Source organism: Nonomuraea sp. NPDC049028, from assembly GCF_043197735.1.
Lineage (GTDB): Bacteria > Actinomycetota > Actinomycetes > Streptosporangiales > Streptosporangiaceae > Nonomuraea.
Map to the genome: position 1 here is coordinate 345,599 of NZ_JBICTR010000005.1, position 26,319 is coordinate 371,917.

General features: G+C 69.6%; 20 protein-coding genes. 6 read left to right on the top strand and 14 right to left on the bottom strand.

The window, feature by feature from the left end; all coding sequences use genetic code 11:
* Window positions 1–48: 48 nt before the first annotated feature.
* The 5 genes from ACGFJ2_RS21170 to ACGFJ2_RS21190 are packed head-to-tail and all read right to left on the bottom strand — an operon-like array spanning window position 49 to window position 7,089.
* Entirely contained in the window at window positions 49–2,235 is a 2,187-nt protein-coding gene (locus ACGFJ2_RS21170; RefSeq protein ID WP_393470619.1) for a germacradienol/geosmin synthase, read from the bottom strand.
* Window positions 2,235–3,608: a family 2B encapsulin nanocompartment shell protein gene (locus ACGFJ2_RS21175; RefSeq protein ID WP_393471413.1), complete on the bottom strand. Its 1,374-nt coding sequence runs from the start codon at window positions 3,606–3,608 to the stop codon at window positions 2,235–2,237. The genes ACGFJ2_RS21170 and ACGFJ2_RS21175 overlap by 1 nt, the downstream gene beginning before the upstream one ends.
* A gap of 52 nt (window positions 3,609–3,660) precedes the next feature.
* Window positions 3,661–5,058, bottom strand: coding sequence for a family 2B encapsulin nanocompartment shell protein (locus ACGFJ2_RS21180; RefSeq protein WP_393470622.1), 1,398 nt, complete (start codon window positions 5,056–5,058; stop codon window positions 3,661–3,663).
* A gap of 28 nt (window positions 5,059–5,086) precedes the next feature.
* Window positions 5,087–6,028, bottom strand: a complete 942-nt coding sequence (locus ACGFJ2_RS21185) for a 4-hydroxy-3-methylbut-2-enyl diphosphate reductase (RefSeq protein WP_393470625.1) — start codon at window positions 6,026–6,028, stop codon at window positions 5,087–5,089.
* A gap of 11 nt (window positions 6,029–6,039) precedes the next feature.
* A complete protein-coding gene (locus ACGFJ2_RS21190) occupies window positions 6,040–7,089 on the bottom strand; it encodes a polyprenyl synthetase family protein (protein ID WP_357938900.1) in 1,050 nt (349 codons plus the stop codon).
* Between the two features lie 301 nt (window positions 7,090–7,390).
* On the opposite strand from ACGFJ2_RS21190, the gene ACGFJ2_RS21195 reads away from it, so the two are divergent.
* Both ACGFJ2_RS21195 and ACGFJ2_RS21200 read left to right on the top strand, forming a co-directional pair.
* A complete protein-coding gene (locus tag ACGFJ2_RS21195; protein ID WP_358176135.1) occupies window positions 7,391–7,870 on the top strand; it encodes an ATP-binding protein in 480 nt (159 codons plus the stop codon).
* 141 nt (window positions 7,871–8,011) lie between these two features.
* Entirely contained in the window at window positions 8,012–8,839 is an 828-nt protein-coding gene (locus tag ACGFJ2_RS21200) for a hypothetical protein (protein ID WP_357938904.1), read from the top strand.
* Between the two features lie 4 nt (window positions 8,840–8,843).
* Here the strand turns inward: ACGFJ2_RS21200 and ACGFJ2_RS21205 are convergent, their stop codons facing one another.
* Window positions 8,844–9,248, bottom strand: a complete 405-nt coding sequence (locus tag ACGFJ2_RS21205; protein WP_357938906.1) for an STAS domain-containing protein — start codon at window positions 9,246–9,248, stop codon at window positions 8,844–8,846.
* Between the two features lie 306 nt (window positions 9,249–9,554).
* Between ACGFJ2_RS21205 and ACGFJ2_RS21210 the strand changes: the two genes are divergently transcribed.
* Entirely contained in the window at window positions 9,555–10,184 is a 630-nt protein-coding gene (locus ACGFJ2_RS21210) for a PRC-barrel domain-containing protein (protein ID WP_357939749.1), read from the top strand.
* A 245-nt stretch (window positions 10,185–10,429) separates the two neighbouring features.
* Here ACGFJ2_RS21210 and ACGFJ2_RS21215 read toward each other — a convergent pair whose 3' ends face one another.
* On the bottom strand, window positions 10,430–12,778 hold the full coding sequence (locus tag ACGFJ2_RS21215) for a glycoside hydrolase family 6 protein (protein ID WP_393470630.1): 2,349 nt from the start codon (window positions 12,776–12,778) through the stop codon (window positions 10,430–10,432).
* A gap of 272 nt (window positions 12,779–13,050) precedes the next feature.
* Between ACGFJ2_RS21215 and ACGFJ2_RS21220 the strand changes: the two genes are divergently transcribed.
* A complete protein-coding gene (locus tag ACGFJ2_RS21220; protein ID WP_393470633.1) occupies window positions 13,051–15,978 on the top strand; it encodes a glycoside hydrolase family 48 protein in 2,928 nt (975 codons plus the stop codon).
* A gap of 75 nt (window positions 15,979–16,053) precedes the next feature.
* Complete coding sequence (locus tag ACGFJ2_RS21225) at window positions 16,054–17,634, top strand: cellulase family glycosylhydrolase (protein WP_393470636.1); 1,581 nt, start codon at window positions 16,054–16,056, stop codon at window positions 17,632–17,634.
* Between the two features lie 313 nt (window positions 17,635–17,947).
* Here ACGFJ2_RS21225 and ACGFJ2_RS21230 read toward each other — a convergent pair whose 3' ends face one another.
* Together ACGFJ2_RS21230 and ACGFJ2_RS21235 are read right to left on the bottom strand one after the other, a co-directional pair.
* A complete protein-coding gene (locus ACGFJ2_RS21230; protein ID WP_357938914.1) occupies window positions 17,948–18,472 on the bottom strand; it encodes a hypothetical protein in 525 nt (174 codons plus the stop codon).
* 21 nt (window positions 18,473–18,493) lie between these two features.
* Window positions 18,494–19,555, bottom strand: a complete 1,062-nt coding sequence (locus tag ACGFJ2_RS21235) for a lytic polysaccharide monooxygenase (protein ID WP_357938916.1) — start codon at window positions 19,553–19,555, stop codon at window positions 18,494–18,496.
* 259 nt (window positions 19,556–19,814) lie between these two features.
* Here ACGFJ2_RS21235 and ACGFJ2_RS21240 point away from each other — a divergent pair, with 259 nt between their 5' ends.
* The gene (locus tag ACGFJ2_RS21240; protein ID WP_393470639.1) at window positions 19,815–21,200 is read left to right on the top strand and encodes a cellulose binding domain-containing protein; all 1,386 of its coding nucleotides are present in this window, start codon (window positions 19,815–19,817) and stop codon (window positions 21,198–21,200) included.
* Window positions 21,201–21,301: 101 nt separating this feature from the next.
* Here the strand turns inward: ACGFJ2_RS21240 and solA are convergent, their stop codons facing one another.
* From solA to ACGFJ2_RS21265, 5 genes are all read right to left on the bottom strand, one after another.
* On the bottom strand, window positions 21,302–22,492 hold the full coding sequence (gene solA, locus ACGFJ2_RS21245; protein ID WP_393470642.1) for an N-methyl-L-tryptophan oxidase: 1,191 nt from the start codon (window positions 22,490–22,492) through the stop codon (window positions 21,302–21,304).
* The gene (locus tag ACGFJ2_RS21250) at window positions 22,489–23,919 is read right to left on the bottom strand and encodes an NAD-dependent succinate-semialdehyde dehydrogenase (RefSeq protein WP_393471416.1); all 1,431 of its coding nucleotides are present in this window, start codon (window positions 23,917–23,919) and stop codon (window positions 22,489–22,491) included. The genes solA and ACGFJ2_RS21250 overlap by 4 nt, the downstream gene beginning before the upstream one ends.
* 64 nt (window positions 23,920–23,983) lie before the next feature.
* Window positions 23,984–25,246 carry an aspartate aminotransferase family protein gene (locus tag ACGFJ2_RS21255; RefSeq protein ID WP_393470645.1) on the bottom strand — a complete coding sequence of 421 codons (1,263 nt, stop codon included), beginning with the start codon at window positions 25,244–25,246 and terminating at the stop codon, window positions 23,984–23,986.
* Between the two features lie 59 nt (window positions 25,247–25,305).
* Window positions 25,306–25,719 (bottom strand): hypothetical protein, encoded by a 414-nt coding sequence (locus ACGFJ2_RS21260; RefSeq protein ID WP_357938927.1) that lies wholly within the window; start codon window positions 25,717–25,719, stop codon window positions 25,306–25,308.
* A 54-nt stretch (window positions 25,720–25,773) separates the two neighbouring features.
* Window positions 25,774–26,316, bottom strand: a complete 543-nt coding sequence (locus ACGFJ2_RS21265; protein ID WP_357938929.1) for a GNAT family N-acetyltransferase — start codon at window positions 26,314–26,316, stop codon at window positions 25,774–25,776.
* Window positions 26,317–26,319 lie beyond the last annotated feature (3 nt).

Consider the following 26,319-nt stretch of genomic DNA (forward strand, 5'->3'; position numbering starts at 1 on the left):
ACCCGCACGGCACACCCGAAACACGCCGCCCACACGACACAAGCCGGGTCAGACGATCATCGCCGCCGAGGTGCCCAGGCCCGTCGGCCCGCCCAGCCGCCACTCCGGCGGCCGGTGGTGGCGCCGTAGCGACGCCTCGTCATAGCGATGGCAGTCGCGATGCCACCTGAGGATGCCCGCCATCCAGTCGCGCAGCTCCGCCACGTAGCCGTCGACGGCCGCGCGGGCCTCCCCGTCCAGCCGGAGGTCGTCGTACATGACCGGGAACTCGTACGCGAAGACATGCTCGAACTCCTTCATCCGGGACGTCATCAGATCGGCGACGATGCCGAGCGCCACCGGGTAGTCACAGTCGAAGAAGTTCTGGACGACCAGCACGCCGTTGTGCAGCTCACCCTCGAACTCGATCTCCTTCTGGTACGAGAAGACGTCGTTGAGCAGGGTGGCGTAGTCAGAAGCCGCGTTGTTCAGCGAGATCATCGACCCGGTCCGATGGACCTCCTCCGGGATCTCATCCTCGCGGGTCAGGCGGCACAGGCTCATGGTCAGGTCGGAGCCGAAGGTCAGCCGCCGCATCTCGATGTAGTCGACGGGGTCGGGCACCCGGTTCAGCAGCTGGTTGTCCAGCTCCCAGAGCCACGACGCGCACATGTCCTCGATGGCCGCGCGGAACCTGCGCCGTGCGGTCATGCTCATCGGCCCAGCCGTACGGGTCCAGAGGTCGGACAGCCCCCGCTCCAGAGCGGTCATCGGCGCCGGGGGAGCCGAGCCGTCGAGCGGCATGAAGGCGCCGAACCGGTCGACGGTGGCGCGGGCGGCGGCCAGGTTGCGGGATCGGCCGAAGACGACGGGGAAGTAGTCGTCACCGTACGTCCCCCACGCCAGCCAGGCCGAGGCCAGGTCCAGCTCCTCCAGGGTCCCGTCGGGATGGAGCCCGGAGGCGCACAGCGCCAAGTCGTAGTCGACGAGCTTCTGCTCGTCCCAGACGGCCGAGCCGGTGACGCCCGGCTGCGCTTCGAGTATCCCCATCGCGCGCGCCCAGGCGACCAGGTTCAGGCGGGCGGTCTCCAGGTGGGGCGACCCGCTGACCTCGAACGGCATGTAGAAGTCGGGGATCCGCGACGGGCCGACGGGCGTGTGCGGGACGTGGGTGAAGCTGCGGATCCGCTTCGCGCCGAGCAGGTCGACGATCGAGGTCGTGCCCAGCGTTCTGCGGGTCGCGCGCTCGTTCATGTAGCGGCTGGAGGACATGTGCCATTCGTGGCCGCCCGACTGCCAGTCCTGCAGCCCCTTGACGTAGGCCAGCACGCCCGCGCAGGAGAGCGGGTCGAGGCCCTGCTCCACGAAGAGCGGGCCCAACTCGGTGAACACGGTGTGCTCGAACTGCTGCAGCCGCGAGGTGAGCAGGTCGTTGACCGCGTCGGCGGCCTCCTGCGTGGTGCAGCCGAGGAACTTCTCCAGCACGAGGACGCCGTTGCTCAGCTCGCCCTCGTCCTGGGTCTCCCGCTGGTAGGAGAACAGGTCGTTCCGCAGGTGCACCGCGTCGGCGAAGGCGTCGCGCAGCACCCGCATCGGCCGGGAGCCGGCGACGCGCGCCGGGACCTCGGCCCCCACGGCGTGCTCGACCAGCCCGGCCGACCATGGCGCCCCGCCGACCTTGCGCCGCATCTCGATGTACTCGATCGGATTGGGCACCCGGCCCGCATTGATGTTGGACAGCTCCCAGAGCGACTCGTTCAGCAGGTTGCGGGTGCTCTCGGCGAAGCGCTCCCGCCAGGCGAGCGACCTGGCGGGGACCGTACGGGCCCACAGGTCGGCCAGCCCCGCCTCGACCGGATTGGTCGGCTCCGGCGTCGCGCACGACAGGTCCATCGGCATGAAGGCGGGCAGCCGGTCCAGGTAGCGCTTGCCGCCCTCACGGTCGTGGCCGCGCTTGAAGGCCTCCAGGAAGTGGTCGTCGAAGAAGAAGACCCAGACGTACCAGTCGGTGATCAGCGAGAGCTCGGCGCCGTCGCAGTCGGGGTGGGTGTAGCCGCACAGCAGGGCGTAGTCGTGGGCGTCGAGGTCGGCCTGCTCCCAGATGCCCGAGCCTTCCAGCATGCCCATGCCGCGCGCCCACTGCCTGGACTGCGCGCGCGCCTCCTCGACGTGCGGGTTGAGGCGGGCCGGATACGGAAGGTAGAAGTCCGGCAGCTCGAATGGCTGGGCCGACTCCCCATCCACGGAACGCGTCATCAGCCCATCACCTCGACGTTCTCGAGCATGCCCAGCGCGTCGGGTAGCAGGACCGCGGCCGAGTAATAGGCACTGACCAGGTACGACATGATCCCCTTCCCGTCGACGCCGGCCAGGCGGACGCTGAGCCCCGGCTGGTACTCATCCGGAATGCCGGTCTGATGCAGGCCGACGACGCCCGAGTCCTCCTCGCCGGTCCTGAACGCGAAGATCGAGGTGGTGCCCTCCGGGCTGATCGGGATCTTGTCGCAGGGCAGGATCGGCACCCCGCGCCAGGCCGTCAGCCTGCTGCCGTCGAGCTGGACGGTGTCGGGGTAGACCCCGCGCGCGTTGCACTGCCGGCCGAAGGCGGCGATGGCGCGGGGATGGGCCAGGTAATAACGGGTCTTCTTCCTGCGGCTGAGCAGTTCGTCGAGATCGTCGGGCGTAGGCGGGCCGCCGTACGTGGAGATCCGCTGCCGGGCATCGACGTTGTGCAGCAGCCCGAAGTCCCGGTTGGTGACCAGCTCGTACTCCTGGCGTTCGCGTAGTGCCTCGATGCTCAGCCGGAGTTGCTGATCGAGCTGGTTCATCGGCTGGTTGTACAGGTCGGAGACCCTGCTGTGCACCCGTAGGACGGTCTGGGCGAGGCTCAGTTCGTACTCGCGGGGGCTGAGTTCGTAGTCGACGAACGTGCCGGGCAGCACGGGCTCGCCGGTGTGTCCGGCGGCCAGCTCGATCGCCGCCTCGCCGTGCTTGTTCTGCGGCCGGGCCCGCCGGTCCCGATGCGCCTCGATCTGCGCCCGCAGCGTCGGCGAGACCGCCGTCAGCGCGCGGAACACCGCCCAGGGCAGGAGCAGCACCGTGCAGGTGGTGGCGGCCCTGAGCGTGTACGGCCACCGGTCCTCCCGCTCGGGGAGGTCGTGGCCCGTGTGATCGCCGTCCGCCAGCGTCTCCCGCAGGACGCTGGTGCCGTACGGGCCGGTCTGCAGCTTGTCGGCCTTGCCGTGCGCGAGGAGCAGGAGAGCGTCGGCCGGGCGGCCCTCCTGCACGATCGTCTCGCCCCGCGCGTATTCCCGCTGCTCGAACTCCCCGGCCAGGGTGTCGAGCAGCGGGTCGCCGTCGAACCCGTGCAGCAGCGGCAGCTCGGTCAGGCTGGGCGGGATCACCCGCGTCGCAGCGCCCGCGCGGGCGAAGCTGACCCGGCCGCCGCCGACCTGATAGGTGAGCCGGCGGTTCACCCGGTAGGTGCCGGCTGCGGTTTGTACCCACGGAAGCGCCCGCAGCAGCCAGCGTGAAGAGATCTCCCGCATCTGCGGGGCAGTCTTGGTCGTGGTGGCGAGCCGGCGTGCCGCCTCCGTGCCCAGGCTCTGCCTTGAGTCCCGCTGGTCCAATTCCGTCAACCGAAACACCGCCAATCATTGGGCCGGGTGAACCGATCCGCGCTCAGCTGCCGAGTGCGACGTCTTCGAGAATGCCGAGTGCGTCAGGAACGAGTACGGCCGCGGAGAAGTAGGCAGTGACCAGGTAGGAGATGACGGCTTTCTCATTGATGTTCATGAAACGCACCGACAAGCTGGGCTGGTATTCGTCGGGGATGCCGGTCTGGTGCAGGCCGACAACGCCCTGGTTCTCGTGCCCGGTGCGCATGAGCAGGATGGAGGTCGTCCGGGTGCCGGTGATCGGGATCTTGTTGCACGGGAAGATCGGCACCCCGCGCCAGGCCGGGATGCGGTGCCCGTTGACCTCGCTGGCCTGCGGGTAGATGCCGCGCTTGCTGCACTCCCTGCCGATGGCCGCGATGGCCTGCGGGTGCGCGAGGAAGAAGGCGGGCTCCTTCCAGACCGTGGACAGCAGGTCGTCGAGGTCGTCGGGCGTGGGAGCGCCGCCGCGGGTGCGGATGCGCTGGCTGAGGTCGGCGTTGTGCAGCAGCCCGAACTCGCGGCTGTTGATCAGCTCGTGTTCCTGGCGTTCGCGTAGTGCCTCGACGGTCAGCCGGAGTTGCTGGTCGAGCTGGTTCATCGGCTGGTTGTACAGGTCGGAGACCCTGCTGTGCACCCGTAGGACGGTCTGGGCGACGCTCAGTTCGTACTCGCGGGGGCTGAGTTCGTAGTCGACGAACGTGCCGGGCAGTGCGGGCTCGCCGGTATGTCCGGCGGCCAGCTCGATCGCCGCCTCGCCATAGGCGTTCTGGGAGCGTCCTTCGACGTCCCGGGTGCTGCGCAGGTGGGCGCGGAGCGCGGGGGACCGGTCGAGGACCGCCTGCAGGTTCTGCCGCGAGAGCGTGAGCACGGTACAGGCGGTCTTGGCCGTCGCCGAGAACCCCCACTGGCCCGGCTCGCCCAGCAACTCCTCGCCGAAGTGGTCGCCGTCGGCCAGCACGCCGAGATTCTGCTCATCGTCGTACGCGCCGCGGCCGGTCTTGGCCACCCGGCCATGGGCGATCAGGACCAGCTGGTCGAGGGGAGCGCCCTCACGGACGATCTCCTCGCCCGACTCGTACTCGCGCTGGCTGAACCCGTCGGCGAGCGACTGCAGGACCTCGCCGTCGCTGAAGCCGCGCAGCTGATGCAGCTCGGTGAGCTCCGCCGGGATGACGCGCACGTCCGCGCCACTGGTGGTGAACGTGATGCGACCGTCGCCCAGGGTGTAGGTCAGCCGGCGGTTGACCCGGAAGACGCCACCGGAGGTCTGCACCCACGGCAACAGCTTGAGCAGCCAGCGGGAGGTGATCTCCTGCATCTGCGGGGCGGTCTTCGTGGTCGTCGCCAGGTTCTTGGCGGCATCGGTGCTGAGGCTGAGCTGCTGGCCGTTGGCCTCGGTCGACTCGGTCGTTTCGGTCATCGTGCACCACCAATCTTTAGAGGGTTTGCTAGCCGGGGTTTTGAGTGGCTCGGAGTTCGGGCGGGAGGGAGAACTTGAGGGTCTCTTCGGCGAGCGTCACCGGCTCCACGTCGGCGTAGCCGCGGGCGGCGAGCCAGGCCAGCAACTGGCCGACCAGCTCTTCTGGGACCGAGGCGCCCGAGGTCACGCCGACGGTCCGTACGCCGTCGAGCCAGCGCTCGTCGGCGTCGCCGGCCCGGTCGACCAGGTGGGCCGCCCGCGCGCCGGCGTTCACGGCCACCTCGACGAGGCGCCGCGAGTTGGAGGAGTTGGCGGAGCCGACGACGATGACCAGGTCGCACTGGGCGGCGATCCTGGTGATCGCCTCCTGGCGGTTCTGGCTGGCGTAGCAGATGTCGTCGCTCGGCGGGTCGATGAGCTGGGGGAAGCGCTCGCGCAGCCGGGCGACGACGTCCATGGTCTCCTCGACCGCCAGCGTGGTCTGCGACAGCCAGCTCATCCTGGCCGAGCCGGCGCCTGTCAGCTCGTCGGGCCGGGCCGGATCGACCACGTGGATGCGGTCGGGCGCCTCGCCGACGGTGCCCTCCACCTCCTCGTGCTCCGCGTGGCCGATGAGCACGATCTCGTAGCCCGACTCGGCCAGGCGTACGGCCTCTCTGTGCACCTTGGTGACCAGCGGGCAGGTCGCGTCGATCGTGCGCAGACCTCGACCGGCCGCCTCGTGCTTGATCGCGGGCGAGACGCCGTGCGCCGAGAAGACGACCAGGGCGCCCTCAGGGATCTCGTCGAGCTCGTCGACGAAGATCGCGCCCCGGCCACTGAGGTCGTCGACCACATAGGTGTTGTGCACGATCTGTTTGCGCACGTAGACGGGCGGTCCGTAGCGTCTGAGGGTCTCCTCGACGGTGTCGATGGCACGTTCCACACCCGCGCAATAGCCGCGCGGGGCCGCCAGAAGTACTCGTCCCATGATGTTCGCTCCTACCGGTCCCGGTGCGCGAGCTGGCCGGCCAGCACGGTCAGCGCGTCGCGCGCCTCGGAAGTGATGGGCGCCGCCTCCAGCGCCTTGGCGGCCTCGTGTACCCGCTGGTCGATCATGTCCTCGACCTCGGCCAGCGCGCCGGTGTCGAGCAGGATCCCGCGCAGCTCCGCCGCCCGCTCCTCCGTCAGCTCCTGGTTGCCGTGCCAGCTGCGCAGGTAGGACAGCTGCGCGGGCGTCGCCCGTCTCAGGGCATGCGCGATCAGGACGGTGTTCTTGCCCTCACGCATGTCGTCGAGTGCCGACTTGCCGGTGTCGGCCGAGGAGCCGAACGTGCCGAGCACGTCGTCGCGCAACTGGAACGCCTCGCCGATCGGCACGCCGAAGCGCGAGTAGGAGTCGAGCAGGTCGGGTTCCGCGCCGGCCAGGGCGCCGCCGATCTGCAGGGGGCGCTCGACGGTGTACTTGGCGGTCTTGTAGCGGATCACCGTCAGCGCCGCCGACACCGTGGCCCCCGCTCGGAGCTGGCCGAGGATGTCGAGATATTGGCCGCTGATGACCTCGGTGCGCATGGCGTCGAACACGTGGTGGGCGCCGTGCAGCCGGGCCGGTTCCACGCCGCACGACGACAGCAGCGCGTCCGACCAGGCCAGGCTGAGCGCGCCGAGCAGGATCCCGCCCGCCTGGCCGAACGCCTCGGCGCCCGGCCCCTCGTGCAGGTCGGCCAGGCTGCGGTGGATCGTCGAGCGGCCCCGCCGCATGTCGCTGCCGTCCATGATGTCGTCGTGGATGAGCAGCCCGGCGTGGCAGAGCTCAAGCGCCGCCGCCGCACTGATGATCTCGTCGCAGTCGTCGCCTCCGGCTCCCCGCCAGCCCCAGTAGCACAGCTGCGGGCGGATCCGCTTGCCGCCGCTGAGGATGAAGCTCGTCAGCAGCTCGTACGCCGCCGCCACGTCCGGATCGGACACTGGCGCGCGCCAGTCGTCCAGGAATCCATTGAGGCGCTTGTCGATGCGAGGTCCCACGGGGTCTTGCCATCCGCCGACCGCCATGCTGCAGGGCTCCTTCTGTAAAGCGTCCGCCACCAATAGTTACTCATCCAATACGGAGAGTGTAAAGTGCCTTTTTGCTGGCTCTTGGAGCGACGGGAGGTGCCCGATCCGCCCGCCTCGTCGGGCGTGTTGACCGACCCCGGAAACCGCGTTCGCGGCACGGAGGGGGAGCTCGCCACGGGATAACCGGGGTTGTTTCCTGGACGAATGCCGGTTGACGGTGTAATGCGCGGAGTGGCGGGCAGGGCGAAGGGTTGTCATTCGACGTGGTCCTCCGCCCGGCGGAGATGAGGAGCTTGTCATGCGCACCCTGCTGGCCCAGTCCTTCACCATCGATGAAGTGACCGGGCTACGCCAGTCCGTGGCGGAGCGGGCGGCGGACTGCGGGCTGAGCGGCGCGCGGCTGGAGGACTACATCCTCGCCGTGCACGAGAGCATCATCAACGCCGTGGAGCACGGCGGCGGGCGCGGGCACTTCACGCTGTGGACGGGCGACCGGATGCTCCGCTCGGAGACCCTCGACGAGGGCTCGGGCATCCCCGACGAGTACGTCGACGAGCGCCGGCGGCCGCCCGACATCGCGCCCACCGGCCGGGGCATCTATCTCATCCGCACCCTGTGCGACGGCGCCAGCTTCCACACCGGCCCCAAGGGCACCACGGTCCGGCTCACGATGTGGCTGCCGCGCCTGGCCCACATAGCGCTGCAGCGCGCGCCGATCAGGCGGATCAGAGTGGCGGCAGGGAGCGAGAAGAAGCAGCACCACGGTTTTCGGGCGTAACTATTTATCCGATATCAACCAAAATTCAACCATCTCACTGCATGGTCATCCTCTGTGACTACGCAACAGCTCTCTCAGGAGCCAACTGATATCCCCCCTCGCCCTCCGGCGGAGGAGGAGGCGTCCGGCAGTGTCGTGGGGATGCTGGAGCTCATCGGCTCCGTGGTGGTCCCGGTGGGCGTCGGGCTGTACGCGATGCTGTACCTGGGCATTCAGCAGATGTACTGGGTCTTCGACATCAATCCCGAACAAGCGGGGATCGACCAGTCCGTCCTGCTAGGGCGGCTCATGGGCACGCTGATCATGCTCCTGCTCCTCCTGCTGCCCGTTATCGGAGTCCTGGTGGCGGTGGGGTGGCTGCTCGACAAGGTGACGGGCGGCGCGGTGAACCGGCTCGTCCAGGCCGTCAGGCGGCGGCCATGGATCGCGGCGGTCATCGCCGCCGCCTGGTGCGGGGTGACCTATCTCAGCACCATCTACCTGTTCACCATGGAGATCTCGCCGCTGCACGTGCTGGGCGCCCTGGTGCTCGGGGTCCTGGCGTTCGTGGTGCCGTTCCGGCTGCTGCGCCGCAAGCCGGTCGGCCGGGCCGGAATGAAGGTGCTCGTGGGCGCCCTCACCGGCATCGGGCTGGGTATGGTCCTGCTCGTCGGGCTGCTCATGGGCGCGGCGGACGTACGGACGACCGGGCAGGCCAACGATCTGCTGGGCCTGGTGGGGTTCCAGGACCAGTGGGTGGTGGTGAAGGACGGTGACGACAAGCCGTTGTACGACGGGCGCGACCTCATGCTGCTCGGCGAGAGCGACGGCACGTACGTCTTCTACGACTGCGACTACATGACCACCTTCCGTCGACCGGCCGAGTCGACGAACCTGGGGGACATCCGCCTCGATCCCGAGCGGGAGCCGGGCTACACCTGCGGGAGCCTGGTCAAGGACGAGGAGGCGACCAAGCCCAAGAAGAGCTGACCCATCATGCCGCCCCGGAGCCGCCGTTGCCCGTGAGGGGACGACGGTGGGGAGGCTCCGGCGGGGACAGCGCGGCGGTGAGAGCGTCCTGGAGGGTGCTGTGGACCGGCAGGTGCTCGCCTATCCGGGTGACCTCGACGATCCGGGCCGGCATGGGCTGCAGTGCCGCCAGGCGGACGCTGCCACCGTGCTGCCGGGAGAAGGTATAGGTGCTGAGCAGCAGCCGGAGCCCGGCGCTGTCCATGAAGTGCACTTCCGCGAGGTCGAACACGAGGTGATCGCCGGGCCGCTGGCGGCACTCCCGGATGAAGGCGTCGAGCCTGCCCTCGTTCGTGGCGTCCAGCTCGCCGCCGACGGCGATCACCGTCGCGCCGGGCAGGTGCTGGCAGGCGTAGGTCAGCCAGGACATGGGGTGGTCCATTGGCCATGCATGGCAGCGGCCAGACCCGGCTGCATAGGGGGATAGCTCGCCATGCCTGCACGATAGTCGTTTCGTGGCGGGATATCGCCTTACTGGCGACTGAATGCCTCCCTTTTTCCGAACAGTAATTCGCCCGCTCTTTAGCTATTTATCCGTCCAAAGCAGTACCCAAGGTGGACCCAAACCTCGCGTAGAAGGTGTGGTTTTGCGAGGTTTGGGGGTATTCGTTCACTTTGAGCCCGGTCGGTGCGCCCGCCGGGCAGACGGACGAGACTCGGGGGGATCGCCGTGGCCATGCAAACAGAGATCCGCAGCCTGCTCGGCAGCCGTGTCATCGGTGCGGACGGCGAGGAGATCGGAAAGGTGGGGCAGGTCTATCTCAGCGACAGCACGGGGGAGCCCGAGTGGGTGACCGTACGCACAGGGCTTTTCGGGATGAGGCAGACATTCGTCCCGTTGATGAACGCCCGCCGGTCGGGAGAGGAGATCCGCGTTCCCTTCGACAAGGACACCATCAAGGACGCGCCCAACATCGACATCGACGGCCGCCTCTCGCTGGAGGAAGAGGCCAGGCTCTACCGGCACTACGGCATCCGGCCCACGGGCGTGCCGTCGCAGCGGACGGCCGAGCCGGGCACGGGGTTCGGCGGCCACGAGACGCGTGACGAGGGCGAGGAGACGGCCCAGGTGCACATCTACAAGTACGTGGAGGTCGAGGTCGCCGAGGAGCCCGTGCCGCTCGAAGGGGACCAGACGGCGACGAGCCCTGTCGACTACCTGCGCAGCCGCCGCGGGAAGAAGCGGCCGGAGGTGGCCGGCCAGTACCGCGGTGAGCGGTTCGAGGCGGAGCGGGAGCCGGATCGCATGCCGCTCGACAGCGGCGACTACGCGAACGAGCAGGACGACGACGTTCCGCCCCCCTGACAGTGGCGCGGGCGAACGCGCACCAAGACGACAGCCGCAGGGTGAGCGGGCGGTTGAGCGGGTGGTTGAGCGAAGGCCCAGGCCGAAGAATCGGCCTGGGCCTTCGTCATGGCCGCCGGGCGACGGACGGGCAGGCGTTCGTCAGGGGACCGGCGGACGAGCGGCCGTCAAGAGACGGACGGGTAGGCGTTCGTCAGGAGACGGACGGGTAAGCGTTCGTCAGGAGACGGACGGGCAGGTGCTCGTCAGGAGACGGGCGGGTAGGCGTTCTGGAGCAGTTGGCGGAACTGGGCGGAGAACCACTGGCCGGACAGCGGCGCGTTGGGCAGCGCGCCCGTCAGGTTGTGGCCGTTGAGGTCGTTGCCGGTGTAGGTGGGGTCGCACATCCGGTCGAACTTCTTGCCCTCGTCGTTCGGGATGTCCGTGCTGGCGCCGTCCGACTCGCCGGGGGGCTTGACCCACACGTAGGCGTCCAGGCCGGAGTCGGGGTTGGCGGTCGGCCGCGCGCCGAGGCCCGCGCCGCTCTGGTTGCACCAGTTGCCGGCGTGGATGCGCCGGTCGATGCGTGACTGGTCGACGAAGGTGTTGACGTCCGTCGAGGTGCTCGGGCCGCTCGGGCGGGCGCTGCCGCCCCAGCCGTTGCGCGAGGTGTCGATCAGCATGCCGAGCCCCGGCTTGAAGCCCTTGCCGATCAGCGCGGTGCGCAGGGCCTGGGCGAAGGACGTCTCGTCCACGTACCAGTTCCAGTCGACCCACTTGGACTGCCGGACCGAGGTGCCGTTCACCGTGGTGTTGATGTTGAAGTACAGCTCCTTGGTGACGGAGGTGTTCGCGGTGTTGACGATGAATCCGTCCACGCTGTCCACTCCGGCGGCAGCGCCGGCCGCGGTGGAGTAGAAGAGGTTGACCGACGGGTTGAAGTTCGAGTCCCAGCCGAGCCACGCGTGGTGGGCGGCGTCGATGTAGGTGTAGACGTTCGACATCGCGTGCAGCTTGTTCAGCGCGTACTGGACGCCCTGGACGTAGGCACCGGTGGAGTTGGCCTCGGCGCACTTGGGGAAGCTCAGGTTGGTGACCAGGTTGGGCAGCGAGTCGGGCTCGATGATCGTGACGATCCGCAAGTTCGCGTACTTCGAGTCGCTCATGATGGCGGCGATCGGGTCGATGTACTCGGTCTTGTAGCGGCTGAGCCCGTTCTCCGCGACGAGCAGCTCGCCGTTGGAGGCCAGCGCCGAGCAGTCGCGGTTGGGCAGGTCATAGATGACGAACTGGACGGTCAGCGGCGCGGAGCCGTTGGCGGCGTCCTGGGTGACGGCCGCGTCCAGATGCGCCCGCAGGCCCATGACCGACGAGCTGCCGGCGATGGCGGCGATGCGGTCCAGCCACACGGCGGTGGAGGTGTTGGCCACCGCGGCACCGCCCGGCTCGGCCGCGGCCTTGGCCTTCCAGTTGGGGTTGACGTAGCCGGTGGCGCCCGCGTACGGGTTGTCGACGTGCCCGGGGGTCGGCGTACCGTCGTCATCCGCCTCGGTGGCGGTGACCGTCCGGCTGGTCAGACCGCTGGAGGCGACGGTGAAGGTACGCGTGCCGTTGGTGCTGTCGGAGTCCTGGGCCGCGCCCACGGTCACGGTCTGGGCGGTGTTCCAGTTGGCGGAGGTGAAGGTGAGCGAGCCGCCCGAGGTCACGGTGAGGTCGGCGTCGCCGCTGCCGGCCGTGGAGGTGACGGTCAGGTTCGCCGACGGCTGGATGGCCGGCTTGACCGTGTAGGTGGCGCTGCCGCCTTCGGGCACGGTCACCGCGGTCGGGGTCACGACCAGCGACTGCGTCTGCGTGGTGTCGTCGTCGACCTCGGTGGCGTTGACGGTGGCGGCGGTGACGCCGGTTCCGCCGACGCTGAAGGCCGCCGTGCCGTTGGCGGTGTCGGAGTCCTGGGCCGCCGCCAGGGTCACGGTCTGGGCGGTGTTCCAGTTGCTCGGGGTGAAGGTGAGCGAGCCGCCGGAGCTCACGGTCAGGTCCGTGTCGCCGCTGGTCCGGGTGGTGGCGACGGTCACGTTGGCGGTGGGCGCGGCCGACAGCTTGGCGGTGAAGGTCGCCGTGCCGCCCTCGTTGACGGACACCGAGCTCGCGGAGGTGACGACCGAGGGCGTCGTCGGATTGCCGCCGCCACAGGTCACGTTGTTGACGCTGAAGGAGGCCGGGTTCGGGTTGCTGCCGCTCCACGTGCCGTTGAAGCCGATGTTGGTCGAGGCGCCGGTGGCGAGGTTGCCGTTGTACGACAGGTTCTGCCCGGTGACGCGGGTCGCGGTCTGGCTCCAGTTGGCGCCCCAGCCGCTGGGGACGTACTTCTGTCCGGCGGTGGGGAAGTCGAAGGCCAGCGTCCATGCGGTGAGGGGGTCACCGAGGTTCTTGAGTGTGATGTTCGCGGTGAAGCCGCCCTGCCCCGGACTCGTCGTCCACGTGTTGGGCGTGTAGGCGACGTCACAGGCGACCGCGGCCTGTGCGGCCGTGGTCTGGCCGGCGACGAGACCTAAGGTCGCCAGGCAGGCGGCGGTCGCGGTCACGGCCCATCTGCGCAGGCCGCGGTGGAGTTTCACGAGCAATCATCTCCAGGAGCTAGAGCTGATGTGTGGGAGCGCTCCCATACTGAGCCGTGCTCACGGATGTGTACAGCGTGCGGTGAAGAGCGGCTGCGCCGCGACCCGGCATGCTCGCCGAATGTCGCGGAACGTCCATGAAACTTTCATGCCACGCAGCCAGGTGAGAGGAAATATGCGGGTTACCGGGACGGCATTCCGTTGACATCTCCATATGGCCACCCACAATCCATTTTGGGAGCGCTCCCACCCACTACTCCCATGGAGACCTCGTGTCGTACACAATGCTCGCGCGCCTGAGAAGGCGGCTTGCCCCGGCTTTTGCGCTTGTCCTCATAGCCGGGGCGACCACCGCGCTGACGGCCACGCCCGCCAGCGCGGCCGTCGCCTGCGAGGTGACGTACACCACCAATGACTGGAGCGGCGGCTTCACCGCCAGCGTCACCATCAAGAACACCGGCGACCCGATCAACGGCTGGACGCTCGGCTTCAGCTTCCCCACGACCACGCAGAAGCTCAGCCAGGGCTGGAGCGCCACCTGGGCGCAGAACAACCAGGCCGTCACCGCCAAGAACCTCGACTGGAACGGCAACCTGGCCACCGGCGCCTCCACCAACATCGGCTTCAACGGCACCTTCACCGGCAGCAATCCGAAGCCCACCGCCTTCACCGTCAACGGCGTCACCTGCGGGGGCGCCGGCGTCAACAAGCCGCCGACCGTGGCGCTGACCTCGCCGAGCGCCGGGCAGACGTTCGCGGCGCCCGCCACGGTGCCGATCGCCGCGACCGCCGCGGACTCCGACGGCACGATCGCCAAGGTCGACTTCTACCAGGGCACCACGCTGCTGAACAGCGACACCGCCGCCCCGTACGCCTACAGCTGGCCGAACGTGCCCGCCGGCAGCTACTCGATCACCGCCAGGGCCACCGACAACCTCGGCGCCACCACCACCTCCTCGCCCGTCGGGATCACCGTGACGGCCGACAACACGCCGGCGCTCGTGGTGAGCCCCACGAGCCTGGCCGTGCCGGAGAAGGGCACCGCGGCGTTCGGCGTCCGGCTGTCGAGGGCGCCCACCGGCAACGTGACCGTCGCCACCGCGCGGACCAGCGGTGACACCGACCTCACGGTCAGCTCGGGTGGCAGCCTGACCTTCACCACCGCCAACTGGAACACCGCGCAGAACGTCACGCTGGCCGCCGCCGACGACACCGACACGACCGCCGGCTCGGCCACGTTCACGGTGAGCGCCAGTGGCTACAGCCCGATCACGGTCACCGCCACCGAGGCCGACGACGACCTGCCGGGTGGCGACAACGAGTACGTCAGGCGGTTCACCGAGCTCTACAACGAGCTGCACGACCCGGCCAACGGCTACTTCTCGCCCGAGGGCGTGCCGTACCACTCGCTGGAGACCTTCATGGTCGAGGCACCCGACCAGGGGCACGAGACCACGTCGGAGGCGTTCAGCTATTACCTGTGGCTGGAGGCGGTCTACGGGCAGATCACCGGCGACTGGGCCAAGTTCAACACCGCCTGGGCGACGATGGAGAAGTACATCATCCCGGCCACGGCCGACCAGCCGACCAACTCCTTCTACTCCCCGTCGAAGCCGGCCACGTACGCCCCGGAGTCCACCTCGATCAACAACTACCCGTCACCGCTGGACACCAGCGTGAGCGTGGGCACCGACCCGATCGCCAACGAGCTGAAGAGCGCCTACGGCACCGGCGACATCTACGGCATGCACTGGCTGCTGGACGTCGACAACACCTACGGCTTCGGCCGCTGCGGCGACGGCACCACCAAGCCCGCCTACATCAACACCTACCAGCGCGGCCCCGAGGAGTCGGTCTTCGAGACGATCCCGCAGCCGTCCTGCGACCAGTTCAAGTTCGGCGGGCCCAACGGCTACCTCGACCTGTTCGTCAAGGACAACTCGTACGCCAAGCAGTGGAAGTACACCAACGCTCCCGACGCCGACGCGCGGGCCGTGCAGGCGGCGTACTGGGCGCAGACCTGGGCCAAGGCGCAGGGCAAGGAGTCGCAGATCTCGGGGTCGGTCGCCAAGGCCGCGAAGATGGGCGACTACCTGCGGTACGCGATGTACGACAAGTACTTCAAGAAGCCCGGCTGCACCAGCCCGTCCTGCGCGGCGGGCACCGGCAAGGACGCCTCCAACTACCTGCTGTCCTGGTATTACGCCTGGGGCGGCGCGACCGACGCGAACGCCGGATGGGCCTGGCGGATCGGCTCCAGCCACAACCACTCCGGCTACCAGAACCCGCTGGCCGCCTGGGCCCTGGCGAACGTCGCCGAGCTCAAGCCCAAGAGCTCGACCGGCGCCACCGACTGGAGCACCAGCCTGACCCGGCAACTGCAGTTCTACACCTGGCTGCAGTCGGCCGAAGGCGCCATCGCCGGTGGCGCGACCAACAGCTGGGAAGGCCACTACGGGACGCCACCGGCCGGTCTGCCCAAGTTCTTCGGCATGACCTATGACTGGCAGCCCGTCTACCACGACCCGCCGTCCAACCAGTGGTTCGGCTTCCAGGCGTGGACGATGGAGCGGGTGGCCGAGTACTACTACGCCACCGGCAACGCCAACGCCAAGACGCTGCTCGACAAGTGGGTCACCTGGGCGCTGGCCAATACCACGGTCAACGCGGACGGCAGCTACCAGATCCCGTCCACGCTGCACTGGACCGGCCAGCCCGCGAGCGACTTCAGCTCCACGAGCGGCATGCCCGCCGCCAACCCGGGCCTGCACGTGTCGATCGTGGACTACACGCAGGACGTCGGCGTCACCGGCGCCTACGCCAAGGCCCTGATGTACTACGCCGCCAAGGCCAACCACACGGCGGCCAGGACCACGGCCAAGGCGCTGCTCGACGGCGTCTGGAAGTACCGCGACGCCAAGGGCGTGTCGGTGCCGGAGACCAAGACGGACTACAAGCGCGTCGGCGACCCGGTGTACGTCCCGCCGGGCTGGAGCGGCACCATGCCGAACGGCGACCCGATCAACTCCAGCTCGACGTTCCTGTCGATCAGGTCCTTCTACAAGAACGACCCCGACTACGCGAGGGTCGACGCCTTCCTCAAGGGCACGGGCCCGGCACCGGTCTTCAACTATCACCGGTTCTGGGCGCAGGTGGACGTAGCCGTCGCCCTGGCCGAGTACGGACGGCTCTTCCCGTGATCCGTCCCGCATGATCGCCCCGCCCCGCCGCGTCCTGCCACGTCGGCGGGGCGGGTCACCATCGAAAGGCCGCCCATGAGAACCCGGCTCGCGGTGCTCGCCGCGCTGTCACTCCCGCTGCTCTTCCTCTCGGCCCCCGCGCACGCCGCCACCGGCCTTCATGTGAGCGGTACGAAGATCCTCGAAGCGAACGGCCAGGAGTTCGTCATGCGCGGCACCAGCCACGCGCACACCTGGTACCCCACCCAGACCAAGGCGTTCGCCGACATCAAGTCCCTGGGCGCCAATACCGTCCGAGTCGTGCTCAGCGGCGGGCGCTGGACCGCCAACAGCGTCTCCGACGTGGCCGACGTCGTCTCCCGCTGCAAGGCCAACCGGCTGATCTGCGTCCTGGAGAACCACGACACCACCGGGTACGGCGAGCAGAGCGGCGCCTACACCCTCGACCAGGCGGCCGACTACTGGATCAGCGTCAAGAGCGCCCTGGCCGGCCAGGAGAACTACGTCATCGTCAACATCGGCAACGAGCCGGTCGGCAACAACGCCGTCACCCCTGACTGGACCACCGCCACCGCCAACGCGGTCAAGAAGCTGCGCGCCAACGGCTTCGAGCACGCGCTCATGGTGGACGCGCCCAACTGGGGCCAGGACTGGCAGAACGTCATGCGCAACACCGCGCGGACCGTCTTCGACGCCGACCCCGCCAAGAACACGATCTTCTCGGTGCACATGTACGGCGTGTACGACACGGCCGCGGAGATCACCACCTACCTGGAGGCGTTCAGGACCGCCGGGCTGCCGCTGGTGATCGGCGAGTTCGGCTTCAACCACTCAGACGGCGACCCGGACGAGGACACGATCATGGCCCAGTCCGTGAGCCGGGGCCTCGGCTACCTGGGCTGGTCGTGGAGCGGCAACGGCGGCGGCGTCGAGTACCTCGACCAGGTCACCAACTTCGACGTCAACCAGCTCACCTCATGGGGCCAGCGGCTCTTCAACGGCGCCAACGGCATCGCCGCCACCTCGCGCGAGGCGTCGGTGTACGGCGGCGGCACCCCCGACCCGACCCCGCCCAGTGTGCCCGGCACCCCGGTCGCCTCCGGCGTCACCTCGACGGGGGCCACGCTGAGCTGGACCGCCTCCACCGACAACGTCCGCGTGACCGGATATGACGTCTACCGGGCGCCGAGCACGCTGCTCGGCCAGTCGGCGACCAACTCGATCACGCTGAGCGGGCTGACCCCCGCGACCGCCTACCAGGTCTACGTGAAGGCCAGGGACGCGGCGGGCAACGTCTCGGGGCAGTCGGGCCAGGTCACCTTCACCACCCTCAGCGGTGGTGGCGGCGGGGGCTGCACGGCCGTCGCGACCGTACAGAGCCAGTGGAGCAGCGGGTACATCGTTCAGCCCGTGACCGTGACCAACACCAGCGGCGCGGCCAAGACCAGCTGGACGGTGACGTTCACGCTGCCCGCCGGGCACGTGCTCACCGGCTCCTGGAACGCCGCGGTGACGGTGAGCGGGCAGACCGTGACGGCCAGGAATCTGAGCTACAACGGCGCGCTCGGGCCGAACGCGAGCACCGCCTTCGGCTTCCAGGCCAGCCGGCCGAACGGCCAGACCACCGTGCCGTCCGGCTACACCTGCGCGAACTGAACCCCGAGACCGGCCGGTGCGGCGACTGCGCCACACCGGCCGGTCAACGCCACGAAGCGGCCGGATCGGTCGATCCGGCAGGTTGACGAGCCCGGCCGGTCGATCCGGCCGGTCGATGAGGAGGTGGTGCCGACAACCGTCACTGGTGCAACCGTTCCATGTCACCATCCCGCCCGGATGGCGTGGACGCGGCCGGCCGCGAGACCTCCCCCTCCTGCCGGCCGCGTCCGCATGCCAGGCGGCGCCCCTCGGGTCGAGCGCCGCTCGCTTCGAGCACCACTCGGCCGAGCGCCGCTCATCGGGCGCCGCCAGGTCATCGGGCCGTCACCAGGGCGAACCTCTGGCGGGCCGCCTCGATCGCGTCCTCGTCGGCGAACTCGCCGAACGCCTCCTCCTGATACCGCTGGGGTATCACCTGCCGGACCCGCTCGGGGTAACCGGCGCCCGGCGTGGGCACCCGTACCAGAGGTGGATCGCCGAGCCGGACGGCGATCGGGCCCGAGGCGCGCACCGAGACGGCCCACCCGGCGCCCGGCCCGGTGATGGCGCACATGTGGCGGGCATAGACCCACTTCACCTGGGTCATCGTGGTCGCGGTCGGCGGGTCGAAGCCGAACGGGTCGACCGCGCACACGACCCGGCCGGCCTGCTCGCCGAACTCGTGCCCGTGGTCGTGGTGCTCGGCCGGCGTGGATCTCTCAAGGATGTCCGTGACCTGGGCGGCGAGCTGGTCGCGCAGGTCCGATCGCCCCGCCTGGTGCAGGCCCATGAACAGCGCCGCACCGGCGACGGGGATCAGGGCCACGACGGCGATCGCCGCGGCCCTTCTGGTCCTCACCTCTTCCGGAATGCGCATGACCTACGGGCTGGTGCAGGTCAGCGTGGGTGCGGGGCTGGGGGCGGTGCCCGTGGCGTTGAACCCGAACGAGGTGGTCGCGTTCGGCGCGAGCTGCCCGTTGTAGGTGGCGTTCTTGACCGAGACGTTGGGCGGCTGCGCGCTCAGCACGCCGTTCCATGGCGATCCGTCGAGGCCCTGCCCGCCGCTGAAGGTCCACTTGACCGTCCAGCCGTTCAGCGCGGTGGTGCCGTTGTTCTTGACCGTCACGTCGGCCTGGAAGTGTCCTGGCCAGCCGGGGTTGTCGGTCGCGTGCCAGGTGGCGGAGCAGGCGCCGGGTGTTGGGGGAGTCGGTGTGACAGTGGGGTCGGGCGTGCTGCCGCCGTTGGGTCCAACGCCGGTGACCTCGCCGTGGCCGCCGTCGAAGACGACGTCGGAGCAGCTGAAGAAGTTCTCGGCGCTGTCGGAGCGGATCCAGTCGACGTAGATCATGTGCCGCCCGCTCTTGCCGGACGGGAGCTGGACGTTCCAGTAGTAGTAGTTGAGCGCGCCGGGCCCACCGGTGGCCGGCGGGTTGGTGACGCTGCCGAACGACTCCAGGTCGGACCACTTGAGCGGGGCGTTCGGGTTCCAGCCGTTCTTGGTGATGTAGTAGACGAACGTGCCGGGGTGCTGGGCCCAGTTGCTGTGCCACATCTGGATGCTCGCGCCCGAGGTCAGGTGGGTCTGCGGCCAGTCGGAGCGGACGGCGTTGTAGGCGGTGAAGTCGTACGGGCCGCCGGTGCCGCCGCTGCAGAGCTGCCCGTCGGGGATGAAGCCGCTGGTACGGCCGCCGGCGTCGGAGCGCAGCACGGCGAACCAGTTGTACAGCGGTGTGGCGCCGCTCTGCGCGACGGCCGCCGCACAGGCCGGGTTGTAGGGGATGATCTGCCCGTTGTCCCGCAGACCGTCCTTCCAGCACAGGTAGGTACGGGCGCCGGGGAACATCGTGACGCCATGCGCCTGCGCCTGGGGAGCCACCAGGGCGGAGGCGAGTAATGTCGCCACCAGCGCGGCGGCGAAGGCCACCGACCGGATGAATCTCATGGGGATTCCCTTGTTCGTGCGACAGAGATCCCGCCCACGACCTGCCCGCCCGGCAGCTAGACGGATTGAACCACGCGCCGACCCGGCCGACAACGCGGCATGAAACTTTCACCCCGTCCCGGTCAGGGTTTGCCTGGTCGCTCGCCTCACTGCGGGCGGTGGCACGGGCGGGCGCTTGCCGGGAGACCGCGTCGGCCATGATGCTGCGTTGTGGGAGCGCTCCCAATACTCCTTGTCAGAGAAGCGGGAGCAACATGCCATGAGGCGCGTGCACATCAACCTGATCATCGCGGCGATCGGCTCGATCCTCGCCGCGGGACTGTTCGCCGTTCCGGCCCAGGCCGCCCCGGTGATCTGCGGGAAGATAGATTCCACCAGCATCCAGGGCAACAAGTACATCGTCCAGAACAACATCTGGGGAGCCGACACGGCGCAGTGCATCGACGTCGACCAGGCCGCCGCCGGCTTCACGATCACCCAGGCGGCGCACAACAAGCCGACCAACGGCGCCCCCGCCTCCTACCCGTCGATCTTCGCGGGCTGCCACTACACCCTCTGTACGACCGGCAGCGGCCTGCCCATGCGGGCCGACGCGAGCGGCTTCGGCAACCTGCGCACCAGCGTCAGGATGAGCTACCCGAGCGCGGGCGTCTGGGACGCGGCCTATGACATCTGGTTCGATCCGACCCCGCGCACCGACGGGCAGAACACCGGGGCCGAGATCATGGTCTGGCTCAACAAGCAGGGCTCCATCCAGCCGGTCGGCTCGCCCGTCGGCACGGTGAGCCTGGCGGGCGGCACCTGGCAGGTCTGGTTCGGCAACACCGGCTGGAACGTGATCTCCTACGTCCGCACCTCGGCCACGTCCTCGCTGGACTTCGCCATCGACACCTTCCTCGCCGACGCGATCAGCCGCGGGTACGCGCAGCGGTCGTGGTATCTCACCAGCGTGCAGGCCGGGTTCGAGCCCTGGGTCGGCGGGACGGGGCTGGCCGTCAACGCGTTCTCGTACACCACCTCGGGAGGCGGCACCGACACGACGCCGCCGACCGCGCCGTCCGGCCTGACGGCCTCGGGCACCACGTCGAGCGGCACAAGCTTGTCGTGGACCGCCTCCACCGACTCAGGCGGCAGCGGGCTGGCCGGGTACGACATCCTGCGGGCGACAGGTACCGGCGCCTTCGCCCAGGTCGGCACCAGCACCACCACCTCGTACGCCGACAGCGGCCTGAGCGCCGCCACGACCTACCGCTACCAGGTACGGGCCCGGGACGGCGCGAACAACCAGTCACCGGTGTCGAACACGGTCAGCGTGACCACCTCGACCGGCGGCGGGGGCGGCGGCTGCTCGGCCGTCGGGACCGTACAGAACGCCTGGAGCAACGGCTACGTCGTGCAGCCCGTGACCGTGACCAACACCGGCACCGCCGCCAAGAACGGCTGGACGGTCACCTTCACGCTGCCCGCCGGTCACACCGTCACGGGCTCGTGGAACGCGACCCTCACGGTCAGCGGGCAGACCGTGACGGCCAAAAACCTCTCGCACAACGGCACCCTGGCGCCCGGCGGCAGCACCACGTTCGGCTTCCAAGCGAGCCGGCCCAACGGGAACACCCAGACGCCGTCGGGGTACGGCTGCGGCTGACCGCGCATCGCGGCTGACCGCGCGTGAGGGGCAGCGGCCGCGCGTGAGGGGTGCGGTCCGGCCGTACCCCTCACTGAGGGCCCAGCGCGGTGGCGATCCGCTCACACCGTCGCGGAGCGGCCGGGTGCGAATTGCCGGATATTGGCCTCGGTGACACCGTCAGCGAGGAGATCGCCCAGAGCCTCGCCGACCGCCGGCGCGTACTTGAATCCGCCGCCGGAGAATCCGACGGCGACCGCGACGTGCGCGGCGCCCGGGAGCAGCCCGACGACGGGCCGGCCGTCCCCCGTGTACGACTCCACGTGCACCGAGGTCTGCACAGGACGCGGGTTGAGCCGGGGCAGCCAGCGCCCGACGACCTGGCGGACCTCCGCCATGTGCTCGGCGGTGAGGTGGGGATCCGGGCGCGCCGGGTCGGCCACCTCTGGGTGTGGGCGGGTCTTCACGCCGATCTTGACCGTGGCGCCGTCCAGGCTGGGAAAGCCGTAGACGGAGGCGCCGTCCGGCAGGCCGGCCCGTTCGAAGACCGGAAAGCGTTCGGCGCTGTACAGCGACGGGTCGTCCGGTACGAACCAGGTCTGCGCCAGCCGGCGGGCGGTCAGCCCGGTCACCCCGATCGCCTCCCGCAGCCCATCCGGCAGCAGCGTGGCCGCCCAGGCGCCGGGGGCCAGGACCACCGCGTCGAACGTCTCGCTGCGAGCGCTTCCTCCCGTGCCACGGTAGGTCAGCTCGACCGTGTCGGACCTCACGTCGATGTCGAGGATCTCGGTGTCATGGTGCACCGTCGCCCCGAGCGTCGTGGCCTGTTCGATCGCGGCGAGGATGGCCGGCTCAGGACGGAGAAAGCCGGTCGCGGAGTCATGGACGGCGATGTCCTCGTCGTCGACGGCGTGCTGGGGGAAGCGGTGCCGCAGATCCCGCGCGTCGAAAATGCGGTGGGCCAGCCCCCACTTCTCGCAGCTGGCCACGGCCTGCCGGACGGAGGTGCGGTCCGCGGGACCGAGGATCAGTCCTCCGGTCTGCTCAAGCAGACGTCGTCCGGTCGCCTCCTCCAGCCGGCGCCACAGCCGCTCGGCCCGGAGAACCAGCGGCGGCAGGTCCGGGTCTCCCATGCTGATGACCGCGAACCGGCGGCTCTGCCCGCCGGAGGCCCCGCGGTGGTGCGGGACGCCCCAGCGATCGAAGGCATGCACGTCCAGGCCGCGCTCGGCCAGCTGCCAGGCGGCCATGCTCCCCACCGCTCCGGCCCCGATGACCGCCGCCCTTCTTCGAGCGGTTCCGACCGTCCTCATGAGGCCAGCGCCGGAGCGGCGAGGTACTTGAGGTTCTGGTACTCGGTGAGCCCTTCGGCGCCGCCCTCCCGGCCGAGCCCGGACTCCTTGATCCCGCCGAACGGCGCGGCCACGTGGGACAGCAGTCCCCGGTTGATGCCGACCATGCCGCTGTCCAACCGGCCCGCGACTCGCGCGACCCGGTCGCTGTCGCGCGCCACCAGGTATGCCGCGAGCCCGAACGGAGTGTCGTTGGCCAGCGCCACCCCCTCGTCCTCCGTCCGGAACCGGCGGATGCCCGCGACCGGGGCGAAGACCTCCTCCTGCTGCAGGAGAGCGTCGGCGCTGAGATGGTCGAGCACCACCGGGGCGAACCAGCTGCCGGGTCCGTCGGGTACGCCGGAACGCCCCAGAACAGTCGCCCCCTTAGAGATGGCGTCGTCGACCAGCCGGTCGGCCTTGGCCACCGCACGGTCATCGATGAGCGGACCGAGGTCGACGTCCGAGGTGCCCAGCCCGACCCTGATCGCGGTGAGGGCCTCGGTAAGACGGCCCGCGAACTCGTCGGCCACCGGTTCCTGGACGAGGAACCGGTTGGCCGCCACGCACGACTGACCCCCCAGGCGCATCTTGGCGATGACCGCCTCACGGACCGCGAGGTCGAGGTCGGCGTCGTCGAAGACCAGGAACGGGGCGTTGCCGCCGAGTTCCATCGACGTACGCAGCACGTGCGCGCCGGCCTGTCGCAGCAGCAGCTTCCCGACGGGGGTGGACCCGGTGAAGGACACCTTCCGCAGTCGCGGGTCGGCGATGAGGGCACCGCAGACCGCCCCTGGATCCGTGGTGGTGACCACGGTGAGGACTCCTGCCGGGACCCCCGCGTCCTGGGCGAGTCGCGCGAAGGCCAGCGAGGTCAGCGGGGTGAGCTCCGCCGGTTTCAGCACGACCGTGCAGCCGGCGGCCAGGGCGGGCGCGACCTTGCGGGTGGCCATTGCCAGCGGCACGTTCCACGGGGTGATGAGCAGGCAGGGGCCGACCGGGCGCGGGACGGTGACGATGTGCCAGCCGCCGTCGGGGGTCGGGGTGCTCCGGCCGGAGCTGCGGACCGCCTCCTCGGCGTACCAGCGGATGTACTCGGCGGCGTAGCGGACCTCGCCGCGGGACTCGGCGAGGGTCTTGCCGACCTCCAGGGTGATGAGGGCCGCCAGGCGGTCCTCGTCGGCGAGCATCGCCTGGTAGAGCCGGTGCAGAATGTCAGCTCGCCGCCGGGTCGGGGTGGCCGCCCAGGCGGGGAACGCCTCGCTCGCCGCGGTGAGCGCGAGCAGGGCGTCATCCGGTTCGCAGTCGGCGACGGCGGCGACCGGCCGGCCGAGCGCGGGATCGGTGACGGCGAAGGTCCGCCCGGAGCGCGGCGCCGTCCACTCGGCGCTCAGGAAGCCACTGGGCAGCGACGCGGCCGCGGTCTCCGTGAGTTCGCGATGCCGGGCGAGGTCCGCCGACGCCGGCGTGGGCTCAGGCGGATTCGAGGGCACGGGCACGGTCGAGAGCGGACTTGAGGACGTCAGCGGCACGGGAGATCTCCTCGGCGGTGATGACGAACGGGGGACTGACGTGCAGAGAGTTGTCGGCCAGCAGCCGGGTCAGGACGCCCTGCTCCCGCGCGGCACGCAGCACGGGGCGGGCGTCGACGTCGGGGGCGAGCTGGACGGCCGCGAGCAGGCCGACCCCGGCCCGCACGTCCACGACGGCTCCGTGGTCGGCCAGCGGGGCGAGGGCCTGAGCCAGGACGGGTTCGAGGTCCAGGACGCGCTCCAGCAGACCTTCCTCCTCAAGGATGCTCAGGTTCGCCTCGGCGGCGACGCAGGCCGCGGCATGGCCCGAGTACGTCAGGCCGTGGCGGAAGGTCGGGGCGTCGGAGGTTTCGGCGAAGAAGGGCTCCCAGACGCGCCGGGCCACCAGCACGCCGCCCAGCGGCAGGTAGCCGGAGGTGATGCCCTTGGCCATGGTGAGGAGGTCCGGCTCGATGCCGAAGCGCTGGCAGGCGAACCACTGCCCGACCCGTCCGAAGCCGGTGATGACCTCGTCGGCGATGAGCAGGATGTCCAGGCGGCGGCACAGCTCGGCCAGCCCGGTGAGGTAGCCGGGCGCGGGCAGCAGCACTCCTCCGGTGCCGATGATCGGTTCGGCGATGAGGGCGGCGATGTTGTCGGGGCCGAGCCGGAGGAGCTCCGCCTCGGTGGCGGCCAGGTCGTCCCACGGCACGCGGGCGGTCTCGGGGATCAGCGAGTCGCTGCCGTACCCGTCGCGGTTGCTCTGGATGCCCGTGATGCTGGTACCGAACCCGTGCAGGCCGTGGTAGGCGTGCTCGCGGGAGACGATGATCCGCTTACCGGGCCGCCCGGCCACCTGCCAGTGCCGGCGCGCGAGCTTGCAGGCGGTGTCGACGGAGTCGGAGCCGCCGCTGGTGAGGAAGACCTTCGCGTCGGGGATGGGACTCAGCGCGGCGAGGCGCTCGGCGAGCCGGATGGCGGGGCGGTTGGCCATGCCCTGGAACAGGTGGTAGGTCTCCAGGTCGGTCAGCTGCTCACGAACGGCGTCGGCGATGCGGGCTCGGCCGTGTCCGACGTTGGCGTGCCACAGGCCGGCCGGCAGGTCGAGCAGGTCCTGGCCGTCCTCGGTACGTACCCAGGCTCCCTGCCCCGACGCGATGACGGTGCGGGTTTCCTCGATGGTGGACATCGCGGTCTGCGGATGCCACAGGCTGGTGCTGGTCAAGAAAAGGCTCCTCATCACGTCGGGGGGAGTGCTGCCGGTGGTGGCGGGAACGGCGTGGGTCAGGCGGCGGCCACGACGTCCTCGACGACCTCGGCGTGGATGTGCAGCATCCGGGCCACCAGGCCGTTGCCGCGAGTGAACTTCAGGTCCTCCGGCGCCACGGCGTCGTCCGCGCCGGTGAAGAACGCGGCACCCTGGTCCATCGACTTGTCGGACTTGTCATCGGGGTAGAGCGGGTTGATCGTGTTCTCGATCTTCGGCCACAGGGCTCGGGCGGCCTCGGTGCTCTCGAACTCCAGCGTCATCACCAGCGTGTTCGAGATGAGCTCCCCCGCGCACTCGCGCAGAACCGAGCCCCCGAGGTATCCGGGGTGGCCCTCCAGGCCGCGCAGCCAGTCGATGAGGCTGTTGCGGGCCTGGTCGACCTTGGTGGGCTCGGCAACGAAGATGAAGACGTCACGACGCTTGGACATGGTGTTCTCCTGTCTCGCCAGTGTGGTGGGGATGGCATGGGGACTGCGCGGCGGTCACCGCGAGGAGCGCGGCAGGTCGTAGAAGACCGCGCCGGTGGCTCCGTTCGAGTCGTCGTGGATGAGCAGGGCGCCGAAGGACTCCCAGAAGGCGACGGCGCCCGGGGAGTGCTGGTAGGTGTGCAGAGCGATGGCCTCGTAGTGCCCCTCCCGGTCCGCACGCTCGAGAACCGCGTGGACCAGGGCTCTGGCGATGCCGCGGCGGCGGGCTTCCTTGCGGACGTAGACGCGTACGAGCTGGCCGTGCCGGCCGTCCTCGTACCGGTCGACCACGTGTTGCGGGGTGAGGCCGGGCTTCAGCCGTCCGCTGCGGATCCCGCCCGTGGCCAGGACCTCATCCGTGCTGTCGTCGGTCACCACCAGGAGGAAGGGGCCGGCTCCGGGGGCGTAGTGGGTCAGCGGGTCGTCGACGTCGGCGTGGATCAGCGGGTCGTAGGCGTCGCCGAAGTCCTCGGCGATGCTGCGTCGCATCACCGACTGCGCGCCGGGCAGGGTGCGCTCACTCAGCGGGTGGATCGACCACCCCGTCGAGCCGTTCACGGG